At 54.5% G+C, this 19,481-nt stretch carries 14 protein-coding genes; 7 read left to right on the top strand and 7 right to left on the bottom strand.

The genetic code is table 11. The features are described from left to right. The first annotated feature begins 358 nt into the window (after positions 1–358). A complete protein-coding gene (locus MKJ04_RS03510; protein ID WP_241639460.1) occupies positions 359–5,719 on the top strand; it encodes an SBBP repeat-containing protein in 5,361 nt (1,786 codons plus the stop codon). Positions 5,720–5,887: 168 nt separating this feature from the next. Next, the gene (gene rimO, locus MKJ04_RS03505) at positions 5,888–7,201 is read left to right on the top strand and encodes a 30S ribosomal protein S12 methylthiotransferase RimO (RefSeq protein WP_241639459.1); all 1,314 of its coding nucleotides are present in this window, start codon (positions 5,888–5,890) and stop codon (positions 7,199–7,201) included. A gap of 311 nt (positions 7,202–7,512) precedes the next feature. Here rimO and MKJ04_RS03500 read toward each other — a convergent pair whose 3' ends face one another. Continuing rightward, positions 7,513–10,860 carry a polysaccharide lyase family protein gene (locus MKJ04_RS03500; protein WP_241639457.1) on the bottom strand — a complete coding sequence of 1,116 codons (3,348 nt, stop codon included), beginning with the start codon at positions 10,858–10,860 and terminating at the stop codon, positions 7,513–7,515. Between the two features lie 201 nt (positions 10,861–11,061). On the opposite strand from MKJ04_RS03500, the gene MKJ04_RS03495 reads away from it, so the two are divergent. Then, complete coding sequence (locus tag MKJ04_RS03495) at positions 11,062–11,304, top strand: hypothetical protein (protein ID WP_241639454.1); 243 nt, start codon at positions 11,062–11,064, stop codon at positions 11,302–11,304. A gap of 34 nt (positions 11,305–11,338) precedes the next feature. Here the strand turns inward: MKJ04_RS03495 and MKJ04_RS03490 are convergent, their stop codons facing one another. Together MKJ04_RS03490 and MKJ04_RS03485 are read right to left on the bottom strand one after the other, a co-directional pair. Further along, the gene (locus MKJ04_RS03490; protein WP_241639451.1) at positions 11,339–11,719 is read right to left on the bottom strand and encodes a PH domain-containing protein; all 381 of its coding nucleotides are present in this window, start codon (positions 11,717–11,719) and stop codon (positions 11,339–11,341) included. A gap of 57 nt (positions 11,720–11,776) precedes the next feature. Continuing rightward, positions 11,777–12,034, bottom strand: a complete 258-nt coding sequence (locus MKJ04_RS03485) for a hypothetical protein (protein ID WP_241639448.1) — start codon at positions 12,032–12,034, stop codon at positions 11,777–11,779. Between the two features lie 316 nt (positions 12,035–12,350). On the opposite strand from MKJ04_RS03485, the gene bshC reads away from it, so the two are divergent. Together bshC and MKJ04_RS03475 are read left to right on the top strand one after the other, a co-directional pair. Further along, a complete protein-coding gene (bshC, locus tag MKJ04_RS03480; RefSeq protein WP_241639445.1) occupies positions 12,351–13,928 on the top strand; it encodes a bacillithiol biosynthesis cysteine-adding enzyme BshC in 1,578 nt (525 codons plus the stop codon). Next, entirely contained in the window at positions 13,928–14,497 is a 570-nt protein-coding gene (locus MKJ04_RS03475; protein WP_241639442.1) for a 5-formyltetrahydrofolate cyclo-ligase, read from the top strand. Before bshC ends, MKJ04_RS03475 begins: the two co-directional genes overlap by 1 nt. A 16-nt stretch (positions 14,498–14,513) precedes the next feature. Here the strand turns inward: MKJ04_RS03475 and MKJ04_RS03470 are convergent, their stop codons facing one another. The 4 genes from MKJ04_RS03470 to mnmD form a co-directional block, all read right to left on the bottom strand. Continuing rightward, on the bottom strand, positions 14,514–15,599 hold the full coding sequence (locus MKJ04_RS03470; protein ID WP_241639438.1) for an endonuclease/exonuclease/phosphatase family protein: 1,086 nt from the start codon (positions 15,597–15,599) through the stop codon (positions 14,514–14,516). A 307-nt stretch (positions 15,600–15,906) separates the two neighbouring features. Then, positions 15,907–16,215, bottom strand: a complete 309-nt coding sequence (locus MKJ04_RS03465; RefSeq protein ID WP_241639435.1) for a hypothetical protein — start codon at positions 16,213–16,215, stop codon at positions 15,907–15,909. Positions 16,216–16,487: 272 nt separating this feature from the next. After that, positions 16,488–16,976, bottom strand: coding sequence for a glutathione peroxidase (locus tag MKJ04_RS03460; protein WP_241639432.1), 489 nt, complete (start codon positions 16,974–16,976; stop codon positions 16,488–16,490). A 220-nt stretch (positions 16,977–17,196) separates the two neighbouring features. Continuing rightward, complete coding sequence (mnmD, locus tag MKJ04_RS03455) at positions 17,197–17,874, bottom strand: tRNA (5-methylaminomethyl-2-thiouridine)(34)-methyltransferase MnmD (RefSeq protein WP_241639430.1); 678 nt, start codon at positions 17,872–17,874, stop codon at positions 17,197–17,199. Positions 17,875–18,073: 199 nt separating this feature from the next. Here mnmD and MKJ04_RS03450 point away from each other — a divergent pair, with 199 nt between their 5' ends. Next, positions 18,074–18,502 carry an acyl-CoA thioesterase gene (locus MKJ04_RS03450; RefSeq protein ID WP_241639429.1) on the top strand — a complete coding sequence of 143 codons (429 nt, stop codon included), beginning with the start codon at positions 18,074–18,076 and terminating at the stop codon, positions 18,500–18,502. Positions 18,503–18,736: 234 nt separating this feature from the next. After that, complete coding sequence (locus MKJ04_RS03445) at positions 18,737–19,348, top strand: hypothetical protein (RefSeq protein WP_241639427.1); 612 nt, start codon at positions 18,737–18,739, stop codon at positions 19,346–19,348. Positions 19,349–19,481 lie beyond the last annotated feature (133 nt).

Below are 19,481 nucleotides of genomic sequence, written 5' to 3'. Positions count from 1 at the left end.
CACACAACGGGTATAAAGTTGCATTTTGCCAAGCGCCGCATCCTGACAATAATTCAATTCCCTTCCTTATAAAATAAAGGTTATACCCCTGCGGCTTTGCTCTTTGTGCTATTTTGACATCAGGCATACCTTATTGTGGATGAGCTGCATACTACTATGCCTGAGCATGCTCTATTCCTAAACGTACTATTATTCGGGCTTTTCTGCTTGCAATCTGCATGTTGGTGTTATATTGCGTATATTTTATATATACCTGACTATTTATAGCAAAAGCATGGTATATTGTTGGTATATTTATATACACATCAGACAGCGCCACGCTTTGCTTTACACACGCTTTCTCTAAATAAACAGACTTGTGGGCAAGCGGCTACTTTTTCTTTTTCTCTTTCTTACTTCGCTGTCTGCCTCCGGTCAGGATTGGCAGTGGGTAAAAGACGCCGGAGGGCCAAACTACAGCGAAAGCAAACGGATCGCCACAGACGCTGACGGGAACAGCTATGTCACCGGAAACTTCGCCACCTCCGTTACCTTCGGCACCACCACATTAACGGGTGGCCCGAATGGAAACGCTTTTATCTCAAAGTACAACAACGGAGGGCAACTGGTGTGGGCGAAGCAAATTAGCGGTACTTCCGTTGTGGAAAGCGTGGATATAGCCGCCGATGCTGCTGGCAACACCTATATCACCGGCAACTTTAAGGGGACAACCACAGTGGGTGCCTTTACGCTAACCAGCCCGGATGACAGAGCTGCTTTTGTAGCAAAGTTTGATGCAACCGGCAACGTGGTGTGGGCAAAGCAGGCCAACAGCACGGGAGGGGATGATGTATGGGGCGAGAACATTACGGTTGATGGAAGCGGCAATGTATATGTGGCAGGTATATTCTTCAACTCAGCCACCTTCGGCGCTACCATCATCACCGCCTCAAGAGATGAGCAGGTTTTTATTGCCAAGTATGCCGCCAACGGTAACCTGACATGGGTAAAAATGGCAGGCGGCCTGGGCAGCTGCTTCACCCACGACATTGCCACCGATAACAGCGGCAATCTGTATCTGACAGGCCAGTTCTGGCTAACAGCCACTTTCGGCTCCACCACGCTTTACAAGGATGAATCGATTATAACTTCTGGAGAGATTTTCATTGCCAAATATGATGCCTACGGAAATGCGCTATGGGCAAAACAGGCCGGAGGCGCAGGCCGCGATGCAGCCACAGGCATCGTAGTAGACAGCAACGGGAACAGCTACATCACCGGGTTCTTTCAGGGCAGCGCGGCGACGTTTGGCACTGCTACTGTTACAGGTAGCAATGTTAAAAATATCTTTCTGGCGAAGTATAGCGCCACTGGAGGTGCAGTATGGGTGAAGACACACCAAAGCTCCGGAGACGCGGAGGGTACCGCAATAGACCTGGATGCAAGCGGCAATATCTACACGGCCGGCTATTTTGAAGGTTCTGCCACTTTCGGCAACGCAACGCTGATCTCGTATGGCGGCTATGACATGTTCTTCGCCAAATACGATGCCAACGGCACTGTAACCGGGGCCATGCAGGCCGGAGGTTCCGGAATGGACATAGCGAAGGGTCTGGACGTAAGTGCCAACGGGGGGATCTACTTTACCGGTGACTTTAGGGGGCCCGCTACTTTTGGTAATATCACGCTTACAGGTACGGTTGTATCCGGAAAATTAAGCGCTATCACCTCCACTACAACTTCTGCCCCACGCCCTACGCTTGTAACTTCTTCTGTAAATTATAATTATTTATGCCCTGGCTCAAGCGTAAACATTCCGTTTACTACCACAGGCGAGTTTGGGTCCGGAAATGTTTTTACTGTTGAGCTTTCAGATGCATCCGGCTCTTTTGGCAACGCAGTTGCTATCGGCAGCGGCACCCAAAGCCCTATTGCTGCGACCGTCCCATCAAATCTGCCTCTGGGAAAAAGCTATAGAATAAGGACCCTTGCCTCAGAGCCAGCTATAACAGGGAGCGATAATGGTGCAGACCTGACAGTAGCCGAAGTCTTGCCCCAACCAGGCAGTATCACCGGCGCATCAGCTCCATGTATAGGCGCCAGTGGTATAAAATATGCTGTTGCCCCTGTTCCTGAGGCTGCGGGTTATACCTGGGCGGTACCTGCTGGCTGGTCTATAGCTGCCGGAGCCGGCACTGCGGAGATTACAGTAACTGTAGGAGCTGTAGCCGGAAATGTTTCCGTTCGGATCTCGAATACTTGTGAGAGTAGCAGTGCAAGTGTGCTGCCTGTTGCTCCTGTCAGTTTAAACGTTTCAGCATCTGCGGCAGTCACAACAATTACGGCAGGAACATCTACTGCATTATCAGCAACTGGTGCAGATACCTTTTCTTGGGCACCGGTGGCCGGGCTTAGTAATGCTGCTGTAGCTAACCCAATTGCCACTCCTGCCACTACTACCACCTACACCGTTACAGGCTACAGAAATGGCTGCACAAGTACTGCCGCAGTTACCATCACGGTAAACCCAGCAGCAGTTCAGGAAGATGATTGGGCTTGGGTGAAAGCAGGAAAATCAAGCGGCTATTCACCTGCTATAGGCAGAAGTGTTACCACCGATGCAGCAGGAAACGTGTATGTAACAGGAGACTTTGGCACAACCATTCAATTAGGCGCTTCAACGTTAATCAGCACGGGCAATCAAGACGTCTTCGTTGCAAAGTATGATGCCAGTGGCAACATGCTATGGGCGAAAAGTGCAGGGGGATCTGCCGGAAACGATTATTCAGATGATATAGCTGTAGACCGTCAGGGGAACGTGTATGTTGCAGGCACCTTTGGGAACGTGTTTTATGGTGATAATGGGGGCACTGCTACCTTTGATGCCATTAACCTAACCAGCAGCAGTAAAGACGGCAATATGTTTTTAGTGAAATATGATGCTAACGGCAATGTGGTGTGGGCAAAGCAGATAGCAAGCGCAGCATACGGCAGAATGCCAAGTATAGGCATAGGTCTTCAGGGAGAGGTTTATGTGGCAGGTAGTTTTACCAAGACAGTCAGTTTTGATGCAATAACGCTCACAGTACCCACAGATGAGCCCTATACAGGTAATGCTTTCATCGCAAAGTACGATACTGACGGAAATGCGCTATGGGCAAAGCAGGGAGCCAGTGCTGGCCACACTTATGCCAGTGGTTTGGCAGTGGGGGCATCGGGCAATGTTTATGTAACTGGTATATTTAGCGGATTAGCCACTTTCGGTACTGTTTCTTTTGGTAACGATCAGGTGCACAGCGACTTGTTTGTCGCTAAATACAATGAAAGCGGTAATGTAATCTGGGCCAAGCATGCCGGGGGAGGTATACAGCAGACTGATGTGTCTGATATTGTACTTGACAGTGATGAGCAGGCTTATGTTGCGGGCTGGTTTGACGGTATAGCTACTTTCGGAACTACAACGCTCAGGAACTTTGAAGGCGGCCAGAACTCGGATAGAGATATCTTTATAGCGAAGTTTGACAATAGCGGAAGCATTGTATGGGCAAGGCAGGCTGGAACTGCCATGAAACACGATGAGCCGCAGGGAATGGCTATTGACGGCAATGACAATATTTACATCACAGGATACTTTGGAGGCAGCCTTAGTGATACAGAAGGCAATTTTGCAGGTTTTGGTCCGTTCTGGATCAACAGTTTTGGGAAAGGAGACATCTTTGTCGCTAAATATAACACTGCGGGCCAAGCCACCGGTGTACTAAGGGCAGGTGGCAATGGTGAAGATCAAGGAACTGATATTGCCGCAGATACCGAAGGGCGTCTATACATTACAGGCTATTACTCAGGCAGTGCGGGGTTCGGGGAAAACTCCTCATTGCAAAATTCAAGAGCTTATGGCGTAGACGTGTTTGTTGCAAAGTTGAATGCTGTTACAGCCGCTACTCCTCCCAATATAGAAACCGGAACCATAGGTACATCTACACTGTGCCCTGGGGCAGCGCTAGAAGTGCCTTTTACTGCATCAGACACTTCAGCTACAGGTATAAATTTTTCTGCACAGCTTTCTGACGGACACGGTTCTTTTGCTACATACACTTCTATTGGTTCAGGCACAACAAGCCCTCTCACCACAGTTGTGCCAGTAAATACTCCTCCTGGCACAGGCTATCGGATAAGGGTTGTGGCTTCTGCGCCTTTTATGGCTGGCACTGCCAACAAAGCTGATTTAGCAGTTGCGAATGCTTTGCCTCAGCCAGATGCTATAACGGGAGACGCTACTCCATGTCCTGGGGAAAGTGTTGTGTACGCTGTTGCGTCAGTCAGTGGGGCCACGGCCTATACCTGGAGTGTTCCGGCAGGCTGGGCAATACAAGAAGGCCAAGGTACAGCACAAGTGATGATAAAGGTAGGTGCGCAGGCAGGGTATATTTCCGCTGTGGCCACAAAACAGTGCGAAACAAGTGCAGCTGCAACATTACATGTATATCCCGCAGCATTACCGAATAAGCCAGGGGCAATTAGTGCCGATAGAAAATTTGTTTGCCGTGGCACTCAGGTGCAATACAGCGTGGCTGAAGTAGCAGGAGCAACAAGCTATCATTGGGAAGTGCCAGCAGGGTGGGAAATCATATATGGACAGGGAGGATCTTTTATGACGGCTGTAGCAGGGGTAGAGGCAGGGAAAGTGTCTGTAACTGCCTCCAACTCCTGTGGAGCAAGTCTGGTACAAACCTTATCTGTGGTAGTAGACGCGTCAGCTCCTCCTCCTGCGGTGATAGGGGCCACTGGCTGTGTAGGCAGTAGTGTAACGCTGCAAGCCTCTGGAGCATGGACAGATTATGCTTATTACTGGTATACCTCTGCTACTGGCAATGACTATAACTATATTGCAAAGGGAACGACTTTTAAGACCCCTCCGCTTACAGCCACCACTACGTACTATGTATCACGGTTTGAAAAAGTTGGTGGCTGCGAAAGTACCAGAGCTGCCGTAACAGCCACTGTTTTGCCCGCACCTGAGGTTAATGCAGGCCGAAACGAAACCTTCTGCTTTACAGACAAGAACTTTCGGCTTGGAGGCCAAAATCTGGATGGCGGCGTGTGGTCCGGGGTGGGCGTAACTGCAAACGGGGAGTTTAACCCAGCCAGTGCCGGAGTGGGCACTCATGATGTGACCTACACAATAACACAGGGCGACTGTATCGTTTCAGCAACCAAAACAATCACGGTGACACCGGAGCCTATACTTACCCTGGCACCTTACGGGCAAGTTTGTAGTACAGTACAAAATTTTGACCTGGCTAAAGGGCAACTTACAGGTGGCTTTTTTAGTGGCATAGGGGTAGACAGTATATATTTTGATGCAACTGTGGCGGGAGTCGGCACGCATCTCATTACGTATACCTATAATTTTGACGGTGGCTGTACGGTATCAACGACACAAACAATTACGGTAGCCACCTGCACCGGCCTTCCGGAGAGCGCGGCGGCCGCGAAGCTTGTCGTTTATCCGAATCCTACTAGTTCAGATTTAAACATAGCGTTGCATTTACCGAAGCGAACAGCCTTAACCCTGCGCCTCTCCGACACAAAAGGACAAAAGCTGTATGAGCAGCGGTACCCGCAGCAGTCTGGCGAGTTTAAGCAGCTCATCAGCCTGAGAGATAAGCCCAAGGGAGTATACCTGCTGCAACTTGTCTTAGACGATGGGGTTATTACCAGGCGCGTGGTGGTGGAATAGTCAGGCACAGCGAAACCGATTTCTTCTAAACAGCCTGCCACAAAGCAGGCTGTTCTTTTATTTACCAAACATGTCGTACCTTTGCATCTTCGTTGCCAAAACGAACCAATCGGTGCCAGCGGGGGTTGTCAACTACTAACGCGTACGCTCCTTAATTTAGATAACGAAGTGAAAGTAAGAACACTCAAGAAAGATAAAGTAAACGTCATCACGCTGGGCTGCTCCAAAAACCTCGTGGATTCGGAAGTGCTGATGGGGCAGTTGCGGGCCAACGAGATTGAGGTGGCGCACGAGTCCGAAAAAGACGATTCCAACATCATTGTGGTCAATACCTGCGGCTTTATCGACAATGCCAAGCAGGAGTCCATCGATACCATTCTGCGCTACGCCGATGCCAAAGAAGCCGGCCAGATTGACAAGCTATACGTAACGGGCTGCCTCTCGCAGCGCTACAAAGACTCTCTGGAGGCCGAGATCCCGCAGGTGGACGCCTATTTCGGCACGCTGGAGTTGCCGCAACTGCTCAAAAAGCTGGAGGCCGACTACAAGCACGAGCTGATCGGGGAGCGCCTGATCACCACGCCGTCGCACTTCGCCTACTTCAAGATCGCCGAAGGCTGCAACCGTCCCTGCTCGTTCTGCGCCATACCCCTGATGCGCGGAAAGCACGTAGACCGCCCGATTGAGAGCCTGGTGAAGGAGGCGAAGCGCCTGGCCAGCATGGGCACCAAAGAGCTGGTGCTGATTGCCCAAGACCTGACCTACTACGGCCTGCAGCATTACGGCGAGCGCAAGCTGGCCGACCTGCTCCGCAACCTGTCGGATGTGGAGGGCATCGACTGGATCCGGATGCAGTATGCGTACCCGTCGCAGTTTCCGATGGAGGTGTTTGACGTGATGAACGAGCGCGAGAACATCTGCAAGTACATGGACATGCCGCTGCAGCACATCTCCGACAGCATGCTCAAGACCATGCGCCGGGGCATCAGCAAGCGCCGCACCATCGAGCTGGTGGACACCATCCGGCAGCGCGTGCCCGACATCGCCTTGAGAACAACCCTGATTGCCGGCCACCCCGGCGAAACCGACAAGGACTTCCAGGAACTGTATGACTGGGTGGAGGAAACGCGCTTTGACCGCCTGGGTATATTCACGTACTCGCACGAGGAGAACACGCACTCCCATACCCTGACAGACGACGTGCCGGACGAGGTGAAGCAGGAGCGTGCCGATGCCATCATGGAGCTGCAGCAGGGAATCTCTGTTGAGCTGAATGAGGAGAAAGTAGGCAAGACCTACAAAGTGCTCTTCGACCGCAAGGAAAGCGGCTACTTTGTGGGCCGCACGCAGTACGACTCGCCGGAAGTGGACAACGAGGTGCTGGTGCCCGCCGACAGCAATTACGTCCGCCTCGGCGACTTTGCCAACGTAAAAATCACCGACTCTTCTGACTTCGACCTGTATGGAGAGGTAGTAGTATAAAAGGCATTTGCCTTATATAAACAAAGCGCCCTGCAGGTATATCGCCTGCAGGGCGCTTTCGTTAACAGGGTACTCGGGGGTATACCAACTTCAGTTGATTATGCACGCATGACACGCACTCATAAACAAGTGAAATCTCCCTTTTGGGAGGGTGTGGGTGGATGATTTTTTGCGACTACTGCACGATCACTTTCAATCTATCTGATAAAGCCGCTATACGCTATACATATAGCCGCATAAAAAATCCGCTACCAGATGTATACCTGATAGCGGATAAAGCAGTCCTGCTTTGTTGTGGCTAAAAGCGTGACCTAGTTTTTAAGCAGTTTGATGTAGAATGGCTTGCCTTTTCCTTCCACCCTGATGTAGTAATAGCCGGGAGCCAGGGCTTCGCCAACTTGCGTCTCGTTCAGGCCGTGCCCCTTCTCCACTACTTTGGCTGTGGTGGCGCCATGAATCTGATACGAGAACCTGCCCTGCACCTGCAGCGTGAAAGAGCTGTTGGAAGGGTTCGGGAAGATATGCGCCTGCGTGCCTGCGTGTGGGCCTTTCACCCCCGTGACCACCGATTGGGCCACTTCCACGCTTTCCACCACCTCGCACCCGTTGGCGTCCACGATGTGTACCGCATAGGTGCCTGCCACCAGGCCACTGAATGTGTAAGGCGATGCCTGTGTGGACAGCGTGCCATCGGCGCCCAGCTTCACCTGGTATGGGGCGGTGCCGTCGCTGAAGGTGGCCGTGATGCTGCCGTTGTCCTGGTTGTTGCCTTTCACGTCCTCTTTTGATGTGCTTAGCGCGATGGCGGCAGGGGCGTTTATGGTCACCGTCGATGTTACCTCCTCACCTGAGGCGTCTTTCACATAAACGGTATACGTGCCCGCGGCCATGTTCTCGAGGGTATACGGCGATGCATGCATGGTATAGGTGCCGGCTGCACCAACCTTCACCTGATAGGCAGGAGCACCACCATTTAAGGTGAACGTTATCTTGCCGTCGCTGGCCCCGTGGCAGGTCACGTCGGTGGCGGCTACTGTGGCAGCCAATGGCGGCACGCTTGCCTCCAGACTGATGTAATCATACATATGGTGGCTCACCCAACCGGAGTTAGACGGCATCAGGAGGGTAATCGTGTTCTCGCCCGGCACAAGCTTGTCCATCGGGATCAGGATTTCTTTGGTAGAGTACTTGGCATAGTTGGCCTGGCGGATGAAGGCGTTGCCGTCGCCGTTGTCAGGGTAGTATGTCTTGAACGTCCTGCTCTCGTCGTTCACATAAATCCACTGCTGGGCGTGGTCGGTGCTGGCGTAGGCAATCGTCAGCTTGGCATCGCCCTCTGTCGGCATGTTGGCTGGCATCGTGAAGTTAAACCGCCATTTCCAGCCGTCGCCCGGCGCAAATTCCTCGGTAGGGTACTTGGTATGGGCGTAAGGCAACACATCGGCCCAGTTGTTGGCCTGCGTGTTATACTCGATCACCCCTGGGAAGGTGTCGCGGAACTTCCGCTCCACAAAGCCTTCGGCATAATCAAACGCACCGAGCTTGAACTCATCGCTTTTCCGGTTCGGCACGCCAACCTCCCACAGGATCTTGCCGTTGGCGCGGGCGATGTTCCAGGTCACGTCACCGAGGTTGTTGTCGCCTCCCGCCGTCACGGTCACATCCGGTATGGCGTATTCGCCCACGGCGCCGTCGGTGTAGGCGTAAAAGCTATAGGTGCCCGGCCGCACGTTCGGGATCGTGAAGGAGCCGTCTGCGTTGGTTTTTACCCAGTAATGGTAGTTCTTTGCCTCATGCTGCCACTGGTTGTCGGCGTTGCTGATCTTGGTCACACCCACCCAGGCATCGGCACCGGTAAGGGCGGGCTTGGCTGGGTCTGTGATCATGAACTTGCCGGAAACGCCGCCCCTTGCGTCGGCCAGCGGGTACTCCGGAACGTCGGTCAGCCAGGCGTAAGGCCATTTGGCTTCTTCCTCTTTGGCTCTTTGTTTGGCGTCGGCCCAGTTCTCATCGCCGGTGGCCTTTGCACTGCTATACATCAGGAAAGGGCCATACATCTTGCTCCACTGCTCTCCCTGGGGTATCACAAAGGCCTTGTCGCCGTAGTGCAGCCCGTTTAGCAGCACGTGGTTGATGCCTGCCGCCGCGATCAGGTCCTGGTGCGTCGGCCCCCCGTTCAGGTACTCGGGGTTTGGCATGATGATCCAGGTGCCGATGTTGTTCTTGTTGCTGGCATGGCCATACACGCCCGCGCCCTCACCCCAGAACGGAGCTGTGTACTCATACTTGCCGTCGTACTTGCCGGCGCGCACGCCTGTGGTCAGCTTCACGATCTCTTGGATGGGGGTAGCCTCGGCGTTGTTGAAGTCAGTCACGGAGGGCATTTCCCAGTTGCGCAGCTCGTCCACGTAGATGCGCTCAGTCAGGTAGTCGCTTCCGTCGTGGTTTATCCACTGCACCATGCGCCACGAGCCCAGGTCGAAGGCGGGGTACTCTGGCTTGTGCTCCAGGATGGAGTAAGAGTACAGGCCGGTGTCGTTCTTGTGCAGCACGTAATGGATGTCGGCGTCTGCGGGCGTCACCTGGCCGGTGGCCGGGTTGTAGGTGCGCTTAAAGGAGATGTCCACCATGTTCTCGTTCTCCACCTTCACCGAGTACACGCAGTTATACATGGTCTCGAAGCCGTAGGACGTCTGGAAATCGTAGTAGGTGCCTTTTCTTCTGTCGCCCAGCACGTTCAGCTGCTCCACGTCGTTTAGCTTCAGGGAGGTGATGTTGCTGGTCGCCTTGTCTATCCTGGCCGTCAGCACCCCGTTGCTCAGCACCACCTCGTTGGCGTATTCCCGGATCATGCTGTTCGGGTCCTGGTAAATGGCTGCGGCGGTGTTGGTGCCGTCGAAGGAGATGTCCAGCGTTTTTCCGGCCTGCACCGTGAGCTGCCCGGCAGTCACCAGGTCATTCAGCTGCGTTCGCTGGTCTCCCGCAACCTTAAGCATGCCCAGGGCACTGATGTGAATTTTGCCTCCCGCGCCCACGTACAGGCGGCCCAGGATGTTTGCGGTGCCGCCAGAAACGTTCAGGTCGGCGGTGGTGCCCTCGGTTGTAGCCAAAGCCAGGTCAGTGCCCACCCACAGGGCGCCTCCGGCCACGGTAAGGGTGGTATGGCTTGCGGCTCCGGTAGAAGCCCGCACGGCATATTTTGTAGACACAGACCCGCCGTTGATGGTGATGGTCGCGTTTGTGTTGGCCTCGGTGGCAACATACATATCCCGGCGCATGTTCAGGTCTGCCGGGGCGTTTACCGTCAGGGTGCCGTTTATGTAGTCGTTGTTCCAGGGGTAGAGCGTGCCGTTCACCGTGAGGTTGCCATCGGGTGCGATGTTCACTCTGTCGGGCCGGCTATTTGTCGTCGCGCTGCCCCCGCTATGCACAGGGTAGTGCGGGGCACCGGGGCGGATGACCAATGTGGTGGACGAAATGTTGGCGAAATCCACGGGCTGGCTCCAGTTGGCCACATCAAAATAGTCTGTGCTCACGCTGCCGACCCAGTCGGCAGTCTGGCTGAACGCCTGTGTGGAAAAGAGGGAAAGCAGCATCGCGATGCCAACTCGCCCGGCCCATTTATTATTCTTCTTTACTCTCTGTAAAAGATTTTTCATTGGCTACCAATTTTTATAAAGTGAAGAAATAATGCCAGGCCAGTGTGTGCTGTCTGAAAAGCAAAAAAGCCCGTCTGGCATTCGTTTAGATCAATTTTAGCCATTCTTATACCGAAGGCTATCCTGAGGCATCCTGCTTTATCGCATAAAAGTGAAAATATAGTACCACTATAACTTGTTTGTAGTGAGCACACTGAATGCGTGGCCCGCACAGGAGCAGTAAAAAAATGCAATGCAGCGTGCCACCCGGGGCTGGCCGTTTGCGGAAGGGTATGGCAGAAGAAAGTCAATGCCGGGTTTTATACCTCCGGGAGGCAGTACAGAACGCTTGGAGGGATGTTTCGGGAAGGGGGTATAGACTGCAGCCGTTTAGGAGGGATGACGGGGGTATGGGTATGGGCATACACGTTTCAGGCCCAGGGAAACCGTGCTCCCTGGGCCTGAAGGTATAAAAGTGAGACAGTTCGTTTGTTCGAGCCTACTTCAGCACATGGCGGCTCAGCACCCGGTAGGCTTCGTTGATGTTGTCGCCCTTCCTGAAGTCCTGCTTGATGGTGGGCTCCAGGTCCCCGGTCAGCCAGATTTTGAGTTCTGCGTCCAGGTCGCCGATGCCGGCGCTTTCCTTGGAAAACGTTTTGATGCTGCCGTAAGGAACACTCTGGTACTCGACTTTGGTGCCGGTGAGGCCCTGCTTGTTCACCAGGATGAGGCGCTTGGTGGTAAACACCAGCATGTCCCGGATCAGCTTGTAGGCCCTTTCGATGCGCTCGTCCTCAATCAGGATTGGCTGAAACTCATTGGTTATCTTTTCGAGGGACACCTCGGAGGCGTGTCCCATCATTCCGCTTAGTAAACCCATTTTTCTCTTGTTAGTTAATTGGTAGGTATAAAACACAAAAGGTGGCAGCGATGCGGCTCAGGCTTCTGCCGCCAACTCCTTCTTGATTCTTTTCTTGTCGATCTTGCCGCTGGCAGAGAACTGCCCCATGTGCAGGATCAGGTCTTCTGCCGACACGTTGGCCGCCGGTATAGGTATGGCGAAATAGCCCTCCAGGTTGCGGTACACAATCTCGCGGTCCGGCTCGTACCTGGTGGGTTGCTCCAGAATGCTTCGGATAAGCCGCTGCGACGGATGCGCCTCGGGGGCGGGGGATAACGTTCTGGGAGAAGCCATAGGTATGGTTTTGGTGCGTGGAGGTCGGTTTCACTGCTGCTTCACCGGCTTTGCCGTTCTCTCTATACCTGTTTCCGGCGCGTTCTGTTACCAGGGGGAGGGAGCGTGCCGAAGACCTGCGCCGGCGGACGGTATGCAGACGCATCCCCGGTGCCAGTGGTGTCGCGCATACCCTGCCTCCTGCTTTCTGTCGGATCTCCTGCAAAACCCGGAATAAAGCAGTTACTTTGTGGTGCAGCCGGTAAAATACGGGTTGGCTGCAACACATTTCGGGGTTAGCTGTTAAAGAGGCTATACCCAAGGCAAAAACATGCAGATGGAAGTATCCTCGATGAAAATCACTACCACAGACTACGCCGCCACCGGCGCATTCTCCCAAACGATATCCGATTATCTCTGTCGCAGCGAAAAGCTGCGGCCGTTCTACAACCACTTCCCCACGCTGGAGGCCTTCGGGGCGCAGCTGCAGGAGAAAAGCTTCGGCGAGGCACAGCGCCATACCCTGCACCAGGCCCTGCAGGAGCAGTATACTTCCGTTGCCAGTATCAACCCCAATGTGCAGCAGAACATCGACCTGCTGCTGCAGCCCAACACGTATACCATCACCACGGGCCACCAGCTCAACATCTTCACGGGCCCGCTCTACTTTGTCTACAAGATCATCACCGCCATCAACACCTGCAGGCAACTGCAGCAGCAGTACCCCGACTACCACTTTGTGCCGGTATACTGGATGGCCACCGAAGACCACGACTTTGCCGAGATCAACCATTTCAGCCTGTTTGGCAAGCAGTATACCTGGGAGTCGGATCAGAAGGGGGCCGTGGGCCGTTTCTCGACCAGCGACATGGAGACGCTGCTGGCAGAACTGCCGGAGGCATACCCCATTTTTGAGGACGCCTACCGCAACAGCAACAACCTGGCAGACGCCACGCGCGCCATCACGCACGCCCTTTTCGGGGCATACGGCCTGGTGAGCATCGACGGAGACCATGCCGGCCTGAAGAAAGCCCTGACCCCGGTAGTGGAAAAGGAACTGACCGAGCAGCTGTCGAACAGGCTGGTGGAGGAGACGAGCGCCCAACTGGACGAGCTGGGGTATAAGCCGCAGGTATTCTCCCGCGAGATCAACCTGTTTTACCTGCAAGACGGCCTGCGCGAGCGCATCGTGCGGGAGGGCGATCACTATAACGTGCTCAACACGAGCATCAGCTTTACGGCAGAGGCGGTACGGCAGGAAGCGCAAGAGCATCCCGAGCGCTTTAGCCCGAACGTGATTCTGCGGCCGCTCTACGAGGAGCTGATCCTGCCGAACCTGGCCTACATTGGCGGCGGCGCGGAAGTGGCTTACTGGTTCCAGCTGCGGAAGCTGTTCGACGTATACCAGGTGGCGTTTCCGGTGCTGATGTTGCGGAACTCGGCCCTATACATCAGCCGCAGCAACGCCAGCCGCATGCACAAGCTGGGCCTAAAGCCGGAGGAACTGTTCCAGGATATTCAGGATCTGAAAAAGCAACTCTCGGGGCAGCTGCACGAAGAGGAGATTAGCCTGGAGGCGCAGCGGAAAGCCGTGGCCGCAGCGTTTGCCGAAGTGGAGCAACTGGCCCGGGAGATAGACCCGACCCTGGTGAAAGCCGTGGGCGCGGAGGAGCAGAAAGCCGCCAACGCGCTGCAGATGCTGGAGAAGAAAATCTCGAAGGCCCGCGACAGCAGGCACGAGCAGACCTTTAAGCAGCTGGAGAACCTGAAAGAGAAGCTCTTCCCGGGCGGCAGCCTGCAGGAGCGCCAGGACAACCTGCTCTCTTACCAGACCAACAACCCCGACTTTATACCTGCCCTGCTGCAGGCCTTTGACCCACTGGCCTTTAAGTTCACCATTCTGGAAGAGGAGTAATGCTGAAAGCGGAGCTGCGGAAACAGATGCTAGAGTTCCGGCGCGGCTTGCCTCCTGAAGAGGTGCAGCGCCGGAGCCTGGCTATAGCCGACCAGTTTTTCCGGAGCTTCCCGTTGCAGGCCGGGCAAACGGTGCATGTTTTCCTGCCCATTACAAAGCACAACGAGGTAAATACCTGGCCCATCATCGAGCAGCTCCGCACCGAACACCCCCAGGTGCGGGTAGCGGTGCCGGTGACGGATGTGGCGCAGCACGTGCTGACGCACCATGAGCTGACGGATGAGGCCGTGCTGGTAGAAAACAGGTGGGGGATACCCGAGCCGCAGCGCGCGCAAATCATTCATGCCACGGAAGTAGACCTGGTGCTCGTGCCGCTGCTGGCGTTTGATCTGGCAGGGCATCGCGTGGGGTATGGCAAAGGCTTCTACGACCGTTTCCTGGCCGACTGCCGCCCCGATGTGCTGAAAATCGGCCTGTCGCTGGAGCCGCCAATAGCCTTCATCGCGGACTTCGACCCCTATGATGTGCCCCTGGATGCGGTGGTGATGCCAGAGGGGGTATGGCCTTAGCGCATCCGCCTTTCCTTTAGTCTTTTCGGGCCTCCGCCTGGCCTTCCTGTATCGTTTCGGTCGCTTCCTGCTGTGTGTCGCCGTCAGCCTCCGGCTCTTCCTGCTCGTATTTGTTTTCCGGCGCGAAGCTCAGCTTGATGTAGATCGGGAAATGGTCTGAGCCAATGTCAGCCAGCCTTTCTATCTCGACCAGCTTGAAGTGTTTGGAATGGAAAATGTGGTCGAGGGGCCAGCGCAGCAGCGGGTACCGGGCGTTGAAGGTGTTGTAAAAGCCCCGGCCAATGCGCGGGTCCAGCAACCGACTCACCTCCTGAAAAAGCTCCGTGCTCTGCGACCAGGCCACATCGTTGAAGTCGCCAGCTACCACCACCGGGTATTTCGAGTCCTCAATGTCGCGGGCAACCATCACGATCTCGGCGTCGCGCTTCTTGGAGTTCGGGTCTTCGGTAGGCACGGGCGGCTTGGGGTGCACCGCATGAAACTCTACCCAGGTGCCGCTCCGCAGCTGCACGAACGTCTTCACCGACGGAATTTCTTTGTCGAGCAGGTAGCTCACCCGCTGCTGCCGAAGCGGCAGCTGGCTGTAGAGGTGCATGCCATAGGTATTGCTCAGCGGTATCTCCACCCGGTAGCGGTAGTCTTTGGTAACAGGCCTTACTTCCCGCTCCCACACAGAGTCCGATTCCAGCAAGAGCAGAATGTCCGGGTTCTTCTCTTTGGCCAGCGCCACCAGGTCGTCAAACTTGTCATTGGTCATCAGCACATTAGCCACCATGATGCTCAACAAAGCGTCTTCCCCGGCGTTGGCCTGGTCTACGCGCTTTACCTCGCTCGGGGCCAGAAAGGTATACGGGAAGATGTTGATCGCCTGGTAGACAATCGCGACGGCCAATCCGCCGATAAGGAATTTGTCGCGTATGCGGTTTTTGGTGCCCAGCCACCAGAACAGGGCAAGGCAGAGCAGGGCCAGCGAGAAAATCTGCATGCGCGGGTAGTCGAACACGCGCACATACCAAGCCTCGAGCGTGAGCAACGGCAAGGCAGTGGCAAGTATGGAAAAGGTACCTAATGCCTGTATAAAAATAACGGTTGCTTTCTTCATTTACGCTTGGTGTTGCTTGTTGCAGTAGCTGCCCTAAAATTAGTGAAAGGTATGGTTTCTTACGTAACAGTACGCAACAAAGGGTGTGATGTTGATTTTGGGCACCACCATGCCGAGGGAGGTATACACAGGATGAGGTGCGAATAAAACTGTCTGCCACGCTAACTGCCTGGAGTACACACAAAAAAGCCCCTCCACCGAAAAGCGGAAGGGCACTTTGCATGGCAGGGAGGGGCTTTTACTTGCCCATTTTTGGGTTTTGTTGTACTGTGTCCACTCGGGCACTTTGCATGGCAGGGAGGGGCTTTTACTTCTTGCGTTTTCCGGCACTGGCTGTTCTTAGCTGCTGCACGGGGCCAAATTCTGCCTGATCGATTGTCTTGCCGCTCAGGTATATTTTGCGCAACTGCACTTCCACCGGCGCCATCGTCCGGGTCATGTCAGAAGCGATTACCTTTGCGTAGAACTCTTTCGCCTGCACCACTGCCCCACGGTCGAAGGCATGCTTCTGCTCGCTTTTGCTGATGGGCAACCCCGGAATTACCTGATACGTCGTGCAGACAACCTCATATTTGGGTTGGCACGCTTTTATAACTTTTTTTAGAAGCGTTTTCATGTAAGAATTTATTTAGTTAAGATTCCAATCGCTTCGTAAATAAGCATATTTATCAATTATTATACTAATATATTTATTTGTAAGAATGCTAAAAAAGTATAATTCTTTTTGATAGACAAGATGTTATGGGATAGGTGCTATACCACGCCTTGCAAGTCAGCGGTAGAGGCAAAATCATACTGCCCGGGCCGGGTATAAAAGCGAGGGTGCCTTGAGAAGCTTTTGGGGTTGCAAGCCCATATCCGGAATTTGGATTCGTAGCCTTTAGTGGCTTAGCACTCAGACAGCAGCTTCTCGATATAGGGCGCGAGTTTCTCGGGCTTGGTTACGGGCGCATAGCGCTTTACGGGCTTTCCGTGCCGATCGATCACAAACTTTGTGAAGTTCCATTTGATGCGGCTGCCCAGCATGCCGCCCAGGTTTTCTTTCAGGTACTTGAACAAAGGGTGCGCGTTGGCACCGTTCACCTCCACCTTCTCGAACATCGGGAAGCTGACGCCATAGTTGATGAGGCAGCCTTCTTCGATCTCCTGCTTGCCTCCGGGCTCCTGCTTGCCAAACTGGTTGCACGGGAAGCCAAGGATCACCAGGCCGTCGTCTTTGTGCTTGCGGTAGAGTGCCTCCAGCCCCTCATACTGCGGCGTGAAACCGCACTGGCTTGCCGTGTTCACCACAACCACCACCTTGCCCTCAAGGGTGTCCAAAGATGTCTCTTTGCCCTGCAATGTGGTTGCTGAGAAATTGTAGAATTCTGATGCCATGAGGGTAAATGTCTATTTGGTAATGTATGGAAAGTATGGAAACTGCGATGTGGTGGCCTATGCTGTTCAAGGCGCCTGGCAGCACAGCCCTTGTTATACCGCTCCGCCTATAAGATAGCACAGGGCATCCTGTTAAGTAATTCCGAAGAGGCAGCCTGTATACCGGGCTCCTGGTAAACACGCTGGACAGCGGAAATGTTTTGTGCGTCCCGCAGATGGGCTACGCCACCGGCTTCACGCCGCGCGTCATCTCGCGTTTGCCCGGAGGGCCGGGCAGCGCCTCTACCTCAAACCCGGCGGCCTTCAGGCTGCGCTTGAAGGAGCCTTTGGCACAATAGGTCACCAGCACGCCGCCGGGGCGGGTTGCCCTGTACAGTTTCTCGAACATGGCGTCCGTCCAAAGCTCGGGCTGTTTTTCGGGGGCGAAGGCATCAAAGTAAATCACGTCGTAGTACGCGCTCGGGGCCATAAACTCCTCCAGTGTTTCGTGTATCTTTTGCAGCGTGAAGTAGGGGATGATGTCCACGGGCTCGTTCCAGGGGCTCTGGTGCAGCATCTGGAAGTACTCCAGCAGCTCGGGGTTGAGGATGAACTTCTCGAAGTGTAGTTCCTGCACCACTTCCTGGGGAAGCGGGTGTTTTTCCAGCGTGTCGTACTGTATAAACGCCTTTTGGGCCAGCGCCATCGGAAAGGTCAGGATGGCGTTCAGGCCCGTGCCGAAGCCCACCTCCAGAATCTTTATGTCTTTTTTCTGCGCTACGGTATATTCCAGGCCGTGCTTTATAAACACATGCTCCGACTCCTGCAAGGCCCCGTGTACCGAATGGTAATGCTCGTTCAGGTCCGGCACATACAGGGTATTCGATCCGTCTTTGGTCTGTCGTATTTCGAGATGCATCTTTTTTGCGTTACTTTACAAATGTACACATTGTGCGAGACAGCCTGCAACACCAGACGCAGCTAAAAGAACACTAATTTTATGTGCTGCCGCAGCAAACGCGCATGTCAACCGCAACGGCGTAGCGGTTATTTGCCGATATCAGCTGCTGCAGCCATACTGTCTGTTAACAATTCACCCACCATAACCATCAGCAAGAATGGCAAGAGTACAGGTACCCATACCTTCCTATACGCACTTTGAGGCGATTATACCGATCCGCATCACCGACCTGAACTATGGCGCGCACCTGGGCAACGACGCGCTGCTGTCGATCCTGCACGAGGCGCGGCTGCAGCTGCTGCGGCACTTCGGCTACACCGAACTGGAGATCGGCGGGGCCAGCCTGATCATGGCAGACGTGGCGATCAGCTACAAGGGAGAGGGCTTTTACGGCGACACGCTGCACATCAAGATGGCCTTCGACGAGCTGAGCAAGTATGGCTTCGACATTACCTACCACGTCCTGAACCAGGAGGGCAAAGAGGTGGCGCGCGCCAAAACGGGCATGCTCTGCTTCGACTACAAGGCGCGCAAGCTCGTGTCGCTGCCCGGGGAGGTGAAGGCCAGGATAGGAGAAATCAGCTAAGTGTCCGGGCCTGGCTCATCCCAACCATACCCTGTGCACAGGCGGCGGCACAGAAGATTCGGCGGGCTTTGGTAGAACTCAATCCGGAAATCAGAGTATGAACAGGGGAGAAGGGAGATCCGCACGGATGGTGCCTGCCGCCCCCGTAAACTGACCCGGCAAACGCCTGTCATACAGTTTTCGGGGCGGCAGCGCGCGAAGCGTTTCCGTAGATATCCCAAACCAGAGAACTTCATGAAAAGTCTCCCCCTGTTCATACTGCTGCTCCTGTGCTCCTGTGTTACCTCCCGGAAGGTGAAGGACTACCTGGCCAGGGAAAAAAACCAGTCGGAGGCCAAGGCCATCGTAGCGGACTGGCTGGAGCAGCACAAAGACTGGTATACCGGGAAGGCCGCCCAGGACTTCCCCATTCCGGAAAGCGTGCCCATACCCGAACCCGTGCGCGTGCCAGCCGCCAGCAAAAGCAGCCCAACCGATTCCATCCCATGCCCCGAAGCGGCCATACCCATACCCATACCCATATCCATATCCATATCCATACCTATACTGCGGCGTCCTCCCCCGAAGGCTGCCTGCCCGGACACGTCGTTACTCATGAAAACACTTCGGGCGCAGGAACTGGCTCTGAAGCAGATCCGGGCTGACACTGGGGCAGCCCAGGCGGCGCTGCACGATGAGCGGGCCGCGCATGCCGCCACCAGGCAGCAGCTTCGGCAGACCGAGGCAGAGCGGGAGTACTGGAAAGACAAGAACCGCAAGAAGTTCTGGGCGCTAATCGTGATGGGGGTATGCGGCGTGCTGTATGTGGTGTTTAAGGCGCTGGCGGCCCGGGTCCGAACCACATGAAACACGCCCTGCGCACTGGTACTCCGGCCATACCCCACCACCCACTTCCGCTGCTTTATACCGCTTTGCGGGCCACCCATGAACCAAAGCCCTTAAATTATGTTTACCTTTGTGCGGATAGTAACTGCCAGGC

This window comes from Pontibacter sp. E15-1, from assembly GCF_022601975.1.
Taxonomy (GTDB): Bacteria; Bacteroidota; Bacteroidia; order Cytophagales; family Hymenobacteraceae; genus Pontibacter.
This window is presented reverse-complemented; position numbering and strand designations above follow the sequence as displayed.

Excerpts from the sequence above, each read along its gene's own strand:
- MKJ04_RS03500 (WP_241639457.1), bottom strand. The coding sequence starts at position 10,860 with ATGAAAAATCTTTTACAGAGAGTAAAGAAGAATAATAAATGGGCCGGG.
- MKJ04_RS03490 (WP_241639451.1), bottom strand. The coding sequence starts at position 11,719 with ATGGGTTTACTAAGCGGAATGATGGGACACGCCTCCGAGGTGTCCCTC.
- MKJ04_RS03485 (WP_241639448.1), bottom strand. The coding sequence starts at position 12,034 with ATGGCTTCTCCCAGAACGTTATCCCCCGCCCCCGAGGCGCATCCGTCG.
- bshC (WP_241639445.1), top strand. The coding sequence starts at position 12,351 with ATGGAAGTATCCTCGATGAAAATCACTACCACAGACTACGCCGCCACC.
- MKJ04_RS03475 (WP_241639442.1), top strand. The coding sequence starts at position 13,928 with ATGCTGAAAGCGGAGCTGCGGAAACAGATGCTAGAGTTCCGGCGCGGC.
- MKJ04_RS03470 (WP_241639438.1), bottom strand. The coding sequence starts at position 15,599 with ATGAAGAAAGCAACCGTTATTTTTATACAGGCATTAGGTACCTTTTCC.
- MKJ04_RS03465 (WP_241639435.1), bottom strand. The coding sequence starts at position 16,215 with ATGAAAACGCTTCTAAAAAAAGTTATAAAAGCGTGCCAACCCAAATAT.
- MKJ04_RS03460 (WP_241639432.1), bottom strand. The coding sequence starts at position 16,976 with ATGGCATCAGAATTCTACAATTTCTCAGCAACCACATTGCAGGGCAAA.
- mnmD (WP_241639430.1), bottom strand. The coding sequence starts at position 17,874 with ATGCATCTCGAAATACGACAGACCAAAGACGGATCGAATACCCTGTAT.
- MKJ04_RS03450 (WP_241639429.1), top strand. The coding sequence starts at position 18,074 with ATGGCAAGAGTACAGGTACCCATACCTTCCTATACGCACTTTGAGGCG.
- MKJ04_RS03445 (WP_241639427.1), top strand. The coding sequence starts at position 18,737 with ATGAAAAGTCTCCCCCTGTTCATACTGCTGCTCCTGTGCTCCTGTGTT.